The sequence below is a fragment of the Maribacter sp. genome, assembly GCF_039974175.1.
GTDB lineage: Bacteria > Bacteroidota > Bacteroidia > Flavobacteriales > Flavobacteriaceae > Maribacter_C.
In genome coordinates, this window is the sequence record NZ_JBDWJN010000010.1 from 1292441 (window position 1) to 1308735 (window position 16295).

Sequence of the window (16295 nt, forward strand, 5' to 3'; positions counted from 1 at the left end):
TAAAGGCTTTCCAGTTGGAAAGCCTTTTTTGTATTTAAAACATTATACATTACATTTATCACACAACAAACCAATCGTTCTCCCGCTCAAACAATGAAAAAACTAATACTCATATTTCTTTGGGGTGCTTTGGCGTGTAATATTTCGACCGCACAAAATTCTAAAATCGATAGTCTGAAAATCGAATGGAAAAGCACCAATCAAATAGATTCTATTCGATTCGAGAAGGGGTTTGATCTGTACATGCTTCAATTTAGACAGAACCTTGACACCGCTAGGACTACCGGTCAGCAAATGCTACAATTCGCATTAGAGAAAAATAACCGAGACTGGGAGGCTACCGCTTTAAATCTAATAGGTAGAAGTCATGCTGTAAGAGGGGAATTCAAGGATGCCTTAAAGTACTTTCAAGAAAGTCATGAAATCAACATTCTTTTAAACGATAAAAAAGCAACCGCTACATCATACAACAACATAGGTACGGTTTTCTACGAACTTGGAAACTACACCAAGGCTTTGGAAAACATGCTAGCCGGTTTGAAAATCTCGGAGGAATTGGCAGATAAACCTAGTCTGGCTAGAGTCACAAATAACCTTGGGAACCTATATGTCGATCAAAAAAACAATCAAAAAGCCCTAGAATATTATACGCGTAGCCTTGAAATCAAAAAGGAATTAGAAAATAAACGTTCACTGCCAGCTGCATATAACAATATTGGTTTGGTTTACACCAATCTTAAAAATCATGGATTAGCTTTAAAGAATTTATTGAAAAGTGCGGAAATAGCTAAAGAAATCGAAGACAAAAGATCGTTTAGTAGGGCCTACAGCAATATTGGTGCTGAATATATCCAAAGAGGTGAATACAAAAAGGCGCTTCAATACCTGAACGAAAGTGTTGAAATTAAACAAGAAATAAATGATCGAGAAGGTCTTCCAGCAGTGTATTCCTATAGAGCAAAAGCTTATCTGGACCAAAATGAATATCGCGCGGCCATCAGCGATGCGAACAAAGCATTAGCACAGTCAAAAAAAACCGGTGCGCTAGGAGTTCAACACGATTCGTACATGTCGCTAAGTAATGCATGGGAAGGACTAAATAATATGCAAAAGTCCTTGGAATATTTCAAGCTTGCCATTGCTACTAAAGACTCTTTGGTAAACCAAGAAAAGATAGAGGAAATTACTCGCCAAGAATTACAGTATCAATTTGAAAAACAACAACTGGCCGATAGCATTGCCTTCAATAAGCAGAAGGCTGCACAAGAATTATTATTTGAGAAAAACCTAAACAAACAAAGAAATCTACTTTACATTTTAGGATTTGGAGCTTTGGGAATTTTATTATTTGGAGGATTTTACTGGAAAAACAGACAAAAAAACAAAAAATTAGCGCACGAGCGTTCTGTGATTAATAGATTAAAACAAGTAGACCAATTAAAAGATCAGTTCCTCGCCAACACCTCACACGAACTTCGAACCCCATTAAGCGGAATTATCGGACTTTCAGAATCACTGAAAGACGGGGCGGCAGGCACGTTGCCTACAAAAGCTATTGAAAATCTCGATATGATTGCCAACAGCGGCAAACGGCTATCGCACTTGGTTAATGACATTCTCGATTTTTCAAAACTAAAAAACAAAGATTTGGTTTTGGCAACACGGCCGGTAGATATGCATGCTGTCGTCGATGTGGTCATAAAACTCTCTCAACCTATAGTTCGTAATAAGGATATAAAATTGATCAATGCGGTACCTTATGATGTTTCATTAGTTGAAGCAGATGAAAATCGCGTACAACAGATTTTACATAACCTTGTAGGAAATGCGATTAAGTTTACTAAAAAGGGTAAAGTCGAAATCAAAACCGACCTCAAAGAGAAGATGCTTTCCATTGCAGTTTCAGATACAGGAATCGGTATTAACAAAGAAAAGTTTGGTAGCATCTTTGAGTCCTTTAAACAAGCTGACGGTTCTATAGAGCGAGAATATGGTGGTACCGGACTTGGCCTTTCGGTAACCAAACAGTTGGTAGATCTACATGGAGGAACTATCGAAGTTGATTCTGAAGTAGGTAAAGGTTCTACCTTTACTTTCACACTACCTATTAGTGAAAAAACGCGAAAAAATATTTCCTTAGTGGAACCCATGGAAAGTGAAGGAATTTCCCAATTACAAGCCGATCTCGAGGAAGACAGATCAGCTTCTGCAATCAAAACAAAGCAACCAAAAGGTTTGGCTAAGGTGCTCATCGTAGATGATGAACCCATCAATAGAGTTGTGCTAGAGAATCACTTAACTGTTGGAGGATATACCACGACTGCTGCACAAGACGGAGATGAAGCCTTACAACTACTCGAAAGAGGGGAAGTTTTTGATCTTGTACTCCTTGATATTATGATGCCTGGCTTATCGGGTTACGAAGTATGCCAACAAATCAGAAAAAAATACCTCGCAAGTGAACTCCCTGTGGTTTTACTTACGGCGAAAAACAGAGTACGCGATTTAGTAGCGGGATTCAATGTTGGCGCCAATGATTATTTGACCAAACCATTTTCAAAAAATGAATTATTGGCGAGAATCAAGGCCCATCTTGATATGAACGGAATTCACAAGGCGACCAGCAAGTTCGTACCTACAGCATTTATAAAATCAGTAGGCAGAGAAACCATAACCGATGTGGTTTTAGGCGATCATGTTGAAAAAGAGGTGACTGTTCTCTTTACCGATATTCGTGAATACACTTCGCTAGCGGAGGGAATGACCCCGAAACAGAATTTCAAGTTCGTGAATTCGTATGTTGGCAAAATGGGGCCAGAGATACAAAAAAATAGTGGTTTTGTAAACCAATATTTAGGTGATGGAATTATGGCACTCTTTCCCAACAATGCAGCACACGCACTTCAGGCAAGTATCGATATGCAGAAAGCTATTCAGACGTACAATGTGCGACGCATAAAAGAAGACAATATTCCCATTTCGGTAGGGATGGGATTGCATACTGGTCCGCTAGTTATGGGAATTATTGGCGATTCGGCAAGAAATGACACTGCAATTATCGCTGATACCGTAAACACAGCTTCCAGAATGGAAGGCGTTACCAAACACTATGGGGCCAACATTATTATAAGTGAAGACAGTCTAAAAACCGTCGATAAGAAAGACCAATTTAATTTCCGCTATTTAGGCAAGGTTCAGGTCAAAGGAAAAGATAATATTACGGGTATCTATGAATGTTTCGATGGTGATGCTCCTGAGGTAGCCAAGTTGAAATCCAAGACCTTAAAGGATTTTGAAAAGGGTCTTGACTATTTTTTCAATAATCAATTTCCAAAGGCCTCTGCTGCTTTTGATAAGGTTCTGACGAAAAATCCGCAAGATAAAGTCGCTAAATATTTTGTGACCAAAGCTGCCGAATACACCATTTCAGGCGTACCCGAAAATTGGGAAATTGTGAATACAATGAGTGAAAAATAGAAGCATTTAAAAGAATTGTAACCTTCGCTGTAAAATAAATTGAGTGTTTAAGAAATCTTTCCTATTTATAGTTCTCTTCACCAATTGCAGCATATTTGGGCAGTCCAAAACATCCTTTTCTGATACCGAACTAGACTCTCTTTGGTCCGTTTGGAAAGATGAAACCAAAGCTGATACCATACGACTTAGTGCCCTTGGTCTATATTCTTATCATGGTTATATCTATTCACAACCAGACAGCGCCTTTTACTTCGCAGACCTACAGCATACTTTGGCAAAAAAAATCGGATCTAAAAAACATATTAGTTATGCATTGGCCACCAAAGGTACCGCCTTGTGGGTAAAAGGAGATTACAAAGAGGCGTTACGTTATAATAAAGAACATTTAGAGCTTGCTCTAGTGCTGGGTGATAAGCTAAGAATTGCCAGTTCATTTGCCAATCTAGGAATCGTTTATGGTAATCTAGGAGACGATATAAAACAAATAGAATACCTTGAAAAAAGTTTAAAACTAAGAGAAGAGTTAGGTAACAAATCTGCAATAGCTTTTTCGCTAAGTAATATCGGTGAACTCTATCGGGTTCAGCAAAATTTCGATAAGGCCTTAGAATATCAACTACGATGTCTAAAACTCAGAAAAGAGGTAGGAGATCAGGCTGATATCGCTTTCACTTTAAGTAATATTGGGCAAATTAATACGGATCAAAAAAACTATGATGCTGCGCTTGAATACCTCCTACAAAGTTTGAGCCTTGGGGAGAAACATTCAGACAAAAAAGACCTTGCGATGTTCTTGAGCAGTATTGGTGATGTTTATAAAGAAAAGTTAGCATTGGCAAAAGCCCTAAACTATTATCGTAGAAGTATACTTCTTCAAGAAGAAATTGGAGACAGACCAGAAATTGCAGAATCGCTGGTTAATATGGGTGGGTTGTATTTTGTTCAAAAGGAATATCGAATAGGTGTCGAAAAATGTGAAGAGGCATATGCAATAGCGTTAGAAACAAGTAGGTTAAGAACTCAAAAAATAGCTTGTCAATGTCTTTATGACAACTATAAAGCACTAGGCAACACCGTCAAAGCACTGGAGTATCATGAAAAAATGTTGCAAGTAGGTGACAGTCTAAAGTCAAATGCAACTTCCAAAAAGTTACAACAAATGGAGTTCGCTAGAGCTATGCTCGCCGATAGTATAGCACAGGCAGAAAGCGAGCGAAAAATAGAAGCTGCGCATTTAGAAGAGGTACGTAAAAAGAATCAGACCCGGAATGTCGCTATAGCTATTGGTGCTGGAATTTTTGTGTTGGCCCTGTTACTCTACAATCGTCTAAATTTTGTTCGGAAATCTAAAGCTGAGCTACAAGTCGAAAAAAACCGTTCGGAAAACTTGCTTCTCAATATACTTCCTGAGGAAATTGCACAAGAGTTAAAGGATAATGGGAGGGCAGTGGCTCGAGACTTTGAAAAGGTTTCTATTCTTTTTACCGACTTTAAATCATTTACACAAACCTCTGAAAAGCTAAGCGCTCAAGAATTGGTTAAAGAAATCAATGTTTGTTTTGAAGCTTTTGATGGCATTATCGATAAATGGGGCATCGAAAAAATAAAAACAATCGGAGATGCATACATGGCGGCAGGCGGATTACCATTACCTTCGGAAGATTCGGTAAAGAACACAATTTTAGCGGCCTTGGAAATGCAAACATTTATATCGGAGCGAATCAAATCAAAACGTGCTAAGAATGAAACACCTTTTGAAATGCGTTTGGGTATCCACACCGGAGCGGTTGTAGCGGGAATAGTTGGGGTAAAGAAATTTCAATACGATGTTTGGGGTGACACTGTGAACATAGCTTCCCGTATTGAAAGCAGCGGTGCAATTGGGAAGGTGAATATATCTCAAGATACTTTTCAATTGGTAAATGGTGACTCTCGATTTTCCTTTGAATCGAGGGGCAAAATACCGGTCAAGGGCAAAATGGACATGGAGATGTATTTTGTGACTAAAGCATCTTAGTACATCAATGAACAGACTGCGAAATCAAATACTAGCACTACCTAAAGCCGATGTACATAACCATTTGCATTTAGGGGGAACTCAGAAAATGTTGCTACAGAAATACCCCAATGCGAATCTGGATATTCCTAATTTTTACGATGGGTTGGATGGAATGGTTGACTTCATCAACAATCATATCAATTCGCTAATACTGACTTCAGATGATATGATTTTCTTTTTTGAAATGGCCTTGGCAAATAGTATTAACGACAACGTGACCTATCTAGAGGCCAGTATTGATATAGGCTTTGTACGATTTTTTGATAACGCCATTGAAGATCTCATTAGCGCGGTGCGCCACCTAAAAGAAAGTTATAAATCACGTATTGATTTTAGACCAGACATTGGTATCAACAAAGATCATCGTTTGGAGGAAGTAAATTCCATTGGTTTAAAATGTATCGAAAGTGGGGTGTTCGGCGGTATAGATATTTATGGGAAAGAAATCAATAGAGAATTGGATGCATTTGTTCCTATTTTCGATGCCGCCAAAGAGAACGGCCTCAAAACCAAAGTACATATTGGAGAGTTTTCAGACCATAAGACAATAGATAAAGTAATTTCATTATTTCATCCGACAGAAATTCAACACGGCATTACGGCCTCAAACTCCATGGAAACAATGAACATGCTGTTAGAGAATGACATTCAATTGAATGTTTGTCCTCAAAGTAATATTTGCCTTGGTGCTGTAAAGCACATTTCGGAGCATCCCATTCGCAAATTGTATGACCATGGAATTAAACTGACCATCAATACTGATGACCATTTACTTTTCAATGCAACGCTGACCGATCAATATCTTGATTTAATAGAAAAACAGGTATTCTCATTTGAAGAAATTGAAAATATCCGTAATAATGGGTTTAACTAGAGTAAAATGGTAACACCCTAAAAGGAATAGTTCTAAATGAAGTATTCTAATACAGCATTTAGGAAGTTAAAACTATTGGAGATACCTAAAGGGTCGCGACCGAATAAGCGAATTTTATTTGTAAAGAGCGAGGTGGAAGTTTTGGCTTGCTCATCGCTTTGCTCAGAATGCTAGTATCGACATATTCGAACGGATGCTCCGACAACAGCACTGCGCATAGTGCAATAAACATCAAAGTTCAGCGTATTAGAATGTTGGTCCGTGCAACACCGATAAATAGGATGATGCTACACAGAATGTAGGCAAGCCGATTGCCGAAAGCCAGCTCTGATAAACGTTAATAGAGATAGCGCAGTAGTCTTGAATTTAAAGACGTTCACCAATTTAAATGAGACCGACTTGTTCGTTTTTACTTGTTTTTATGGGTTTGCACCAAATTCTTATGAAGTTCTTTGCCAGTTTGCACTATCAGCGCTACGATTTCTTCTATGTCTTTTTTAGAGGTTCTAAAATTCACGATACAGCTTCTTAAACAATATTTTGAATTTACTATAGCATTCGACATAAATACCTGACCACTAGCTTGCAGTGTATTATCGAGCATCTCGTTCAAGGTGTTCAAATAACTTTCCAAATCTTCAATTTTTGAAGGAATATCTTTAGGCACATAACGCAATGTAGTAATACTCAGATTCTGCGTTACTCCTTCCAATTCGGGATGTTTACGTGCTAGGTTGAATAAAAGTCGAGAGAGTTCTACGTCTTCCTTTATCATTTGAGCATATCCATTTCTACCAACCTGCTGCAACATCAACCAAACTTTTAAGGCTCGGAACCCCCGGGAATTTTGGAGTCCGTATTCGTAAAAATTCTGCTCATCATTGGCATTCCCAAAATTGTAATACTCTGGGTGAGAGCTATAGGTGTCGACCAAATGTTTCGGGTTTTTTACTAAGGTACAACCCGCTTCCAACGGACTGTACAACCATTTATGGGGATCGATTGCAATCGAATCCGCTTTTTCTATTCCACGAAACATTTGCTTTATTTCAGGCACGATTGCCGCCGGAACACCATAGGCTCCATCGATATGAAACCACAGATCGTACGTCTTGCAGATGGTAGCTACCGCCTCTAGATTATCAACAGTGCCCGTGCTTACGTCACCCGCCGTACCTGCAACCATAAATGGTTGATGGCCATCCTTTACATCTTGCCGAATAGCTGTTTCCAAGGCTCCGATTTCCATTTTATTATTACCATCCGTAGCAATCCATCGTACCGAGTTCGAACCGTGGCCAAATAGAATAGCCGCTTTCTCGATCCATGTATGGGTAGTTTTCGAGCAATAGACGATTAGTTTTTTCGAGGAATTTAAAAGTCCTTCTTCCTTAAAATTCTTTGGTGCTTTTGCGGTTCGGGCGGCAAGAAAAGCAGTAAAATTTGCCATATTTCCACCACTGACGAAAATTCCACCATAGCTTGATGGCACCCCAATAAATTCACACAACCACTGTATTGTTTGTTTTTCGATTTCGGTGGCTACCGGACTCAAAATATAAGCACCCACATTTGGATTTGTGGCGGAGGCTAGTAAATCTCCCAAAATGCCCATTGGAGCCGGCGAAGCCGTAATATATCCCATAAACTTAGGGTGACCGTTGAATAAAGAATGATCGAACAACTGCGCCGTAGTTTTGGAAATTAAGTCCGAAACGGGAGTGCCATTCTCAGGAAGCTCCCTTTCCGTTATCAAACTTCTTATCTGTTCAGGACTTTCAGCAGTCGTCACAGGCCTACTCGCAATTGAGGCATTAAACGCGGCTATACTATCAATTAGGTTGTATCCGTTTTCCTTAAATTTTTGTGTGCCAATTTCTAATGGACTCGTTCTATTTTTGGTCATTTTTTTATGCTTTAAACTGTTACTAGTACTGATTTATCAACTACCGATGTGATTCCTTTATCTAAATACCATGCATATTTTTTATTCACTTGTTTTTGAATGCCCGCAATCAGCGCCTTGAAGTTCTCAGGATTGGTTTCAAAAAGTTTGGAAAATCGCTTTTCCATTTGCAAATAATCTCCAATAGGAATGCTTGGCTCTTGTGAATCTAATTGAAAAGGATTCAAATTTTCCGCGCTCCTTCTCGGGTCATTTCTGTACATCAACCACTGTCCTGATGCAACAGCTGCGCGATGGTACTGACTCGGATTTCTTTTATCAATACCATGTGCAGGACTATGACAGTAAGCAATTATGATAGATGGCCCATCGTAGCTTTCGGCTTCCAGAAATGCCTTTAACGTCTGTTCTTGATCAGCGCCTATAGCAACTTGGGCGACGAACACATCATCATAGCACATGGCCAATTTACCTAAATCTTTCTTTTGCTTTTGCTTCCCGCGAGCAGCAAATTTGGCAGTCGCTCCAAAGGGAGTAGCTTTTGACATTTGCCCGCCTGTGTTGGAATACACCTCATTATCCAACACCAAAATGTTCACATTCTTTCCAGACGCCATTACATGATCTATTCCCCCATAACCTATATCGTAGGCCCAACCGTCGCCTCCAACGATCCATACGCTCTGCTTCACCAAACTGTCGGCAATTTGCAACAACTGTTGCGCTTCCACCTTGGCAACGGTGGTTAAGTGGGCCTTTAATTTTTTTACTCTGTTGCGTTGTTGGTTGATTTCCTTTTCTGTTCGCTGCTTGGCTGTTAGCATTTCATGAGTCAAATTATAATCGAGTTCATTCTTTAGTTTTTTCAAGAGAATTTTCGCCTGCTGTTCTTTTTGATCTAGTGAAAGTCGATATCCCAAACCGAATTCAGCATTGTCTTCAAAAAGAGAATTCGACCAAGCCGGCCCCCTACCCTGGGCATTTTTTGCCCAAGGAGTTGTAGGGAGAGCGCCCCCGAAAATTGAGCTTGCACCTGTGGCATTAGCCACAAGCATTCGATCTCCGAATAACTGTGACATCAATTTTAGGTAGGGCGCTTCTCCGCAACCATCAACACCAATCGAATATTTAAACAAAGGTTCTTGCAGCTGCTGCTGACTAACCTTGGTGCTATCTATTTTGTTTCTATCGAACTCTGGTATGCTTTCAAAGTGTTTCCAGTTTTTTGTTTCCTTTTCGATTTGTTCCGATTTACTTTTCATTAACAGGGCTTTCGCCGGGCAAGCATCTACACAATTGTTACAACTTGTGCATTGCTCAGGATTTACCTGCACCGTATAGTTTAACAAATCGATTTCCCAATCGGCTTCGATAGATTTTACCGACTGAAAGTTATTTGGAGCATCCTTCAAATAGGAATTGTCATACGCTTTTATTCGAATAGCACCCTGAGGACAAGCCATACTGCAAGCCCCACATTGCGTACATAAATCGGTATCCCATATAGGAAGGCTATCTCCTGAATGCCTTATCGCAAATTTTGCCGTATCGGTTTCATAGGTGCCGTCTACAGGAAGGGCACTTACCGGAAGTTCATTTCCTTTTCCTGCCAACAACTTGCCTAAGAGGGAATTGGCAAAATCAGAATCCGACTCAAGCCGTGTATGCTCCAGATGGAATTCCTTGGTATAATGCAAACTCAGATGCGTCACATCATCGTTTATCCCGATGGTAAAATTGTTCTTTGGATTCTCTAATTTTAAGTTCTCGACCACGGCTACAACCATATTCGGACTAAGTGCTTTGGAAGAAAGTCCGTAACGGCCACCGACAATTTTTGGAAGTGTGGTGTAAGTATCCGTCACGGACATAAGTGTTTGCACGATATCAAGATATAGAGGTTCTCCTGTAGCACCAGGCTCTTTGCAACGGTCTAAAACAGCTATCGATTTGCAGCTTTTTGGAAGCGCTTCCAATACATGTTTTCCGCTAAAAGGTCGAAACAAACGGACCTTTATTAACCCTACTTTTTCGCCTTGTGCGTTTAAGTTTTTAATTGTTTCCTCAATGATCTCCGTACTTGATGCCATAGAAATGATGATCTGTTCCGCATCGGGGTGGCCTACATAATCGAAGAGTTTGTATTGCCTTCCGGTCAATGTAGCAAACTTATTCATTTGGTTTTGTACCATATCAGGGCAGCCCTCATAAAAGGAATTCACTGCTTCCCGACTTTGAAAAAACACATCGGGACCTTGTGAAGTTCCACGCAGTACTGGCGCATTCGGATTCAAAGCTCGTTCGCTATGGGCAGCAATTAAGTTCGCATCCATCATTTCCGTAATGGTAGCATCTGAAATGACATCGATTGCTGTGGTTTTATGTGAGGTTTCAAATCCATCAAAAAAATGTACGAAAGGAATACGCGAGGCTAAAGTTGCCGCTTGTGCAATCAATGCAAAATCATGTGCCTCTTGAACAGTCGCCGCTCCTAAGAAAGCATAGCCCGTATGTCGAACCGCCATGATATCACCATGGTCACAACAAATGGATAAGGCATGCGTGGCAATCGATCGGGTAGCGACATGAATTACATTCGGTGTCAATTCGCCAGCGATCTTATACATCGAGGGCATCATCAATAACAGACCTTGTGAAGCGGTAAAAGTGGTAGCCAAAGATCCCGTTTGCACCGCACCGTGCAATGCTCCTGCTACTCCGCCTTCACTTTGCATTTCAAAAACCGTGGGGACACCGCCAAAAATATTTTCGTGCTGATCTGCGCTCCACTCTTCCACCAATTCAGACATTTCTGAAGAAGGAGTAATGGGATAGATGGCACAGACCTCGTTTGTTTTATAAGCGATATGGGCTGTGGCTTGATTTCCAGTCGTAATGATATGTTGTTTTGTGATGTCCATTTTGTTGTTGATGTTTGATGGTTGATTGAAAAAAGTAAAAAAGGCCAGCTCATTTCAAGCCAGCCTTTTTTAAGTTCACTTCTTACTTCTCAAATTCGATTTTAACCGGAGTAGGATTGGTCAACATATCGAAAACCGGAGAGAACTGGGCCAAGTTGCGCAATTGCTCCTCGCTAGCATCAGACTTAACCTTGAACTTTACGGTAATACCATCAAATCCTTTACGCACCTCAGGGTCAAGACCTAGGAAACCATGCAAATCGGCTCCTCCTTTGAGGTTGGCTTCTGAAGCTTCAATATCGATACCGTTTGCAGCTGCGTGGTACATCATGGCACCGGTTAAGCAAGAACCCAAAGCGTGCAATACTACTTCTGCAGGTGTAGCTGCTTTATCTTCGCCTAATAAAACATTAGGGTGGTCACACTCCATGGTAAAAGTTTCTTGACGTGAAGTGTCTTCTTGACATACGCCATAAAAACTCTTGGCGCTTGAGACACAATGACCGCCGGTAATCCAGTTAGTCTTTGCGCGAAATTCGAATTTTGCTAACTCTGGTTGCTCTTGAACGTGCTGAATGGTTTCTACCAATTGATCGACGTTAACTCCGTTTTTGATGTTTGCTGTTGTAATCATTTTACTTGTTTTTTAATTGTTTAGCATTATTGCTGCTTGGTACAGTGCCATCGCCATGCCAAACTAATTAAGTAACTGATTAATAGCTGTTTATATTACTTTTTCTGTTTGTAGATCATAACGATATTTCGCATATTTACGAAATATCGTTAGTGTATTTACGGCATTTCGTGAGTTTTCAGATAATAACCTATTGAATCAAGAAGATTAGCTCTATTACTCCCCTTTTGCGATAGGATTGTATTGCAAAATCCTATTATCCCTCAATGCGAATCGCATTCGCATAGCTGTTCCTAACGACATAAGATGTCGTCAGCCAACTAAGAAGGTTTAAAAATTAAATTGACAGCTCATTATTTTCTTCGTCAGCGGTTTAGATCGGTACCTCTAAGGAAGACTGAATTTGAATAATTTGAACTATTTAAAAAAGAGTAGTTAAGCATTGTAAACACCTAAAAACGAAATCACAGATTAAACAATACTATCCTACCCGAACTCGTTATTTATAATGTACATCAGCTTTGCAACCCTAAATGCACCTGTTTTGAAGATTAATAAACACTGGAAACGAATTCTATTGGCACTCATCTTGGCTCCACTGTTGGTTTTAGGGGGGCTCTTGTTATACATTCAAAGTAACCAGGCCGAAATTGTAAAAGGGGAGATAGCAAAATTAAACGAAGAACACAAAGGCCTTATTCATGTTGGCGAAAGTGAATTGACCTTATTTGGCAACTTTCCTGACATCTCTATAAAAGTATATGATGTTCAAATTTTTGAAACAAAACAAGACAATGCAGCCCTAATAATGGATGTTGAAGACATTTACATTGGCTTTAACTTATGGGATGTTGTCAACGGTAATTATGACATTCACTCTTTATTGATAGAGGAAGGTATTTTTAATATTGTAATTCATGAAAACAATACCAATAATATTCAAAACTCCCTGACAAGCACCGCAACAGTAGATACCAGTTCGACCAACATTCATTTAAAAAAAATTAAGCTTAAAAATCTCGATGTCCATACGCTAGATGAAGCCACCAATACCGATGTCGAAAAATTCATCTACAAAGGCAAAGGAGGGTTTAGCCTAAAAGATGATATCATCGCTGGTCATATAGATACTGACTTTGAATTAAATGTGATTAAAGATGGCGATACCACCTTTATTCGCCATAAACATTTTGAAGTTCATACCGACGTGGTATTTAATGAATCTACCGGAATTCTTGACATACAACCCTCAGGTATTGTAATGGAAAATGGCGATTTTGAATTGGAAGGGGCCATAGATATCAAAAATGACGTAGATCTAGATCTCTCTATAAAAGGAACAAAACCCAATTTTGATATGCTCATCGCCTTTGCCCCGGCTGATCTGATACCGCTGTTAGAGAAGTACAAAAATGCCGGTGAAATCTATTTTAATGCGAGTGTTCAAGGCCCGGCTAATTTGGGCAATAGACCCTTCATCAATGCAAGTTTTGGCGCAGAGAAAGCCTTTTTAGAAAATACCACAAGTGAGAAAAAGATTGATAAGATGGGCTTTAATGGGCATTTTACCAATGGTGCAAACAGAGATGCTAGTACCATGGAATTTTCGCTAACTGACATGACCGCATCTTTAGAAAAAGGAACCTTTAAAGGATCTATTCTAGTTAAGAATTTTGAATCTCCGGAGGTTGATATGCAGATAAACTCTGATTTTAATTTAGATTTTATTGCAGCCTTTCTTGAACTAGAGCACGTACAGCAAGCCTCTGGAAAAGTCTCCCTGAAAATGAACTTTCACGATATTATTGATATTGATGAGCCTGCAAAGGCGCTACAAAAACTGAATCAGGCGTACTTTACAGAATTGATTGTTAAAGATTTGAGTTTAGTCACCAAAGAACTTCCTACTCCTTTAGATAATTTGAATGTACATTTAATAATGAATGGTAAAGAAGCCGTGCTAAAACAATTTGAATTGTTTATGGGCAATTCCGATTTATCGATACGTGGGTTTCTTTCTGACCTACCGGCGATTGTACATCACACCAATACCCCAGTGGAAGCCCATTTAGATATTGCTTCCAACTACCTAGATATTGCCCAATTAACAGGTTTTTCGTTAAATGATGCTCCCCAAACCGGTTTCGATGAACAAATAAAAGAATTGAGCTTGGGGCTTTCTTTCAAAACTTCTGCACAAGCTATTACAGAAGCCAAATATTTACCGAAAGGTGAATTTTTTATCGATAGTTTATATGCAGATTTAGAGCATTACCCCCACCAACTACATGATTTTCATGCAGATGTGTTAATAGATGACAACAATTTAGAAATAATCGATTTTAAAGGGTATATAGATGATAGTGATTTTCATTTTGACGGGCTAATACACGACTATGCTTTTTGGATGCAACCCCAACTGAAAGGTGATGTAGATTTAGATATTAATCTAACTTCTAATAAGTTACGACTTGAAGATGTCTTTTCGTATAAAGGAGAAAATTACGTTCCGGAAGAATACAGGCATGAATCGTTTGATAATTTGGCCTTGCATTTTGATGCTAACATGCATTATAAAGATTCTGTATTACATTCCATCGATCTGGCTTTAGATAAGTTAAATGCAAAAATGAAACTGCATCCGCTTCGCTTTGATAACTTTCGGGGTACCATTCATTATGAAGAGGAGCATATAGCGATAAAAGACTTTCATGGAGAAATAGGATCTACCAATTTTAACTTTGATTTAAACTATTTTTTGGGGGAAGACTCACAATTACGGAAACGAGATAACTATCTAAAATTAAAGGCAAATTATATAGATTATGATGCCCTTTTTAATTTCAATTTAAGTCCGCCAAAACCAAAGGAAGCCGTTAGTTCAAATACAGAGGATGTAAAGGAACATGCGAATGCCTTTAATATATATGAAGTGCCATTTACAGATATGCAATTTACGCTAGACATCGCTCACTTTATATACCATAGAATCGATTTGCAACATATCAAAGCTGATTTAAGAACAACACCTAACCATTACGTATATGTTGATACGCTAGCTATGGATGCTGCGGGAGGAAATATTCAATTAAAGGGATATTTTAATGGTAGTGATCCAAAACATATCTATCTGCAGCCAAATTTGGTAGTTAATAATGTTGATTTGGATAAACTGCTGTTTAAATTTGAAAATTTTGGGCAAGACCATCTCGTGTCAGAGAATTTACAGGGAAAACTCAGCTCTAAAATTAAAGGCAAGATTAGAGTATACCCAGATTTGGTGCCAGATCTAGACCAATCAAGTATCGAAATGGATATCAAAGTACTGGATGGAAGATTAAAAAATTATGACCCAATGTTGGCACTTGCAGATTATATGGGAGATAAAAACTTACAAAATATTCGGTTTGACACCTTGCAAAATAGTTTGGATATTGAGAATGGAAAGATTAGCATTCCGTCAATGACGATCGAATCTAGTTTGGGCCATATGGAATTATCTGGAACTCATGATAATCATCAAAATATCGATTATTACTTACGTATACCGTGGAAAACTGTAAGAAAAGCTTCTTGGCAAAAACTCTTTGGAAGTAAGAAGGACACTGTTATTGATTCGGAGCAAGTAGATGAAATTGTTCAAATAGATGCTAACAAAAAAACAAAGTATCTAAATCTAAAGATTAAGGGAACTATAAATGACTACGAGGTTTCCTTAGGAAAAAAGAAAGGTAACCTCTAATAAAAGTTGAAAGATCATTTGGTATAAAGACGTATGCCTCAGCGAAAAAAATCGGTAACTTAAGGGTATATTATTTTAACGCTTAAATAAGATGTCATTCAGGGAATTTTATAATTCGGTTTTAGGTACCGCTTTGACCACTAACGATGCACTTCCTTTTGTTGTAGAAAAAGTACATTTTAAAAAAGGGGAGCTTATTACACCATATGGAAAGGTGGAAGATATGGTCTACTTCATGAACGCTGGTATTGTCGAAATGAGTATCAAAAGTTATATGACCGAAAAGATCATCGACTTCTTTTTTAAGAACGAATTATTTTGCGGTTTAACTTCCTTTTTAACGCAATTGCCTACTGACGTTCAGATAGTGGCCTTGATGGATTGTGAGATGGAGATGATTGCACATTCTAGTTTAATGAGCGCTTATGAAACTTCCCTTGAAACCAACAAATTCGGCCGCATTATCACGGAACAGGGGTATATCAGAAAATCAAACCGAGAGAAAGACTTTTTAACAAAAACTGCCGAAGAACGCTATGAAGAAATGTTCGAATCGCGTTCGCAGTACATTTCTAATATTCCAGTCAATAAAATAGCCAAATACTTAGGCATACACCCTGAAAGCCTAAGCAGGATCCGAAAGAAAATGAGTTCCTAACATAGGTCAAGTGCATTTATTCGT

At 38.9% G+C, this 16295-nt stretch carries 8 protein-coding genes; 5 read left to right on the plus strand and 3 right to left on the minus strand.

Annotation, left to right across the window (positions count from 1 at the left end; genetic code table 11):
- The first annotated feature begins 93 nt into the window (after positions 1-93).
- From ABJN95_RS14915 to ABJN95_RS14925, 3 genes are read left to right on the plus strand one after another with little or no spacing between them, the layout of a single operon-like run.
- The gene (locus ABJN95_RS14915) at positions 94-3477 is read left to right on the plus strand and encodes a tetratricopeptide repeat protein (RefSeq protein ID WP_348371365.1); all 3384 of its coding nucleotides are present in this window, start codon (positions 94-96) and stop codon (positions 3475-3477) included.
- Between the two features lie 43 nt (positions 3478-3520).
- A complete protein-coding gene (locus ABJN95_RS14920) occupies positions 3521-5494 on the plus strand; it encodes an adenylate/guanylate cyclase domain-containing protein (RefSeq protein ID WP_348371367.1) in 1974 nt (657 codons plus the stop codon).
- Between the two features lie 7 nt (positions 5495-5501).
- Entirely contained in the window at positions 5502-6410 is a 909-nt protein-coding gene (locus ABJN95_RS14925) for a hypothetical protein (protein ID WP_348371369.1), read from the plus strand.
- A gap of 409 nt (positions 6411-6819) precedes the next feature.
- Here the strand turns inward: ABJN95_RS14925 and ABJN95_RS14930 are convergent, their stop codons facing one another.
- From ABJN95_RS14930 to ABJN95_RS14940, 3 genes are all read right to left on the minus strand, one after another.
- Positions 6820-8316 carry an aminotransferase class V-fold PLP-dependent enzyme gene (locus ABJN95_RS14930; RefSeq protein ID WP_348371370.1) on the minus strand — a complete coding sequence of 499 codons (1497 nt, stop codon included), beginning with the start codon at positions 8314-8316 and terminating at the stop codon, positions 6820-6822.
- Positions 8317-8327: 11 nt separating this feature from the next.
- Positions 8328-11237, minus strand: a complete 2910-nt coding sequence (locus tag ABJN95_RS14935) for a 4Fe-4S binding protein (RefSeq protein ID WP_348371372.1) — start codon at positions 11235-11237, stop codon at positions 8328-8330.
- A gap of 82 nt (positions 11238-11319) precedes the next feature.
- Positions 11320-11871 carry an OsmC family protein gene (locus ABJN95_RS14940; protein ID WP_348371374.1) on the minus strand — a complete coding sequence of 184 codons (552 nt, stop codon included), beginning with the start codon at positions 11869-11871 and terminating at the stop codon, positions 11320-11322.
- Positions 11872-12415: 544 nt separating this feature from the next.
- Between ABJN95_RS14940 and ABJN95_RS14945 the strand changes: the two genes are divergently transcribed.
- Both ABJN95_RS14945 and ABJN95_RS14950 read left to right on the plus strand, forming a co-directional pair.
- Positions 12416-15613: an AsmA-like C-terminal region-containing protein gene (locus ABJN95_RS14945; RefSeq protein WP_348371376.1), complete on the plus strand. Its 3198-nt coding sequence runs from the start codon at positions 12416-12418 to the stop codon at positions 15611-15613.
- A 91-nt stretch (positions 15614-15704) separates the two neighbouring features.
- A complete protein-coding gene (locus tag ABJN95_RS14950) occupies positions 15705-16271 on the plus strand; it encodes a cyclic nucleotide-binding domain-containing protein (protein ID WP_348371378.1) in 567 nt (188 codons plus the stop codon).
- Positions 16272-16295 lie beyond the last annotated feature (24 nt).

Coding starts and splice junctions, on each gene's coding strand:
- ABJN95_RS14915 (WP_348371365.1), top strand. CDS start 94: ATGAAAAAACTAATACTCATATTTCTTTGGGGTGCTTTGGCGTGTAAT.
- ABJN95_RS14925 (WP_348371369.1), top strand. CDS start 5,502: ATGAACAGACTGCGAAATCAAATACTAGCACTACCTAAAGCCGATGTA.
- ABJN95_RS14930 (WP_348371370.1), bottom strand. CDS start 8,316: ATGACCAAAAATAGAACGAGTCCATTAGAAATTGGCACACAAAAATTT.
- ABJN95_RS14935 (WP_348371372.1), bottom strand. CDS start 11,237: ATGGACATCACAAAACAACATATCATTACGACTGGAAATCAAGCCACA.
- ABJN95_RS14940 (WP_348371374.1), bottom strand. CDS start 11,871: ATGATTACAACAGCAAACATCAAAAACGGAGTTAACGTCGATCAATTG.
- ABJN95_RS14950 (WP_348371378.1), top strand. CDS start 15,705: ATGTCATTCAGGGAATTTTATAATTCGGTTTTAGGTACCGCTTTGACC.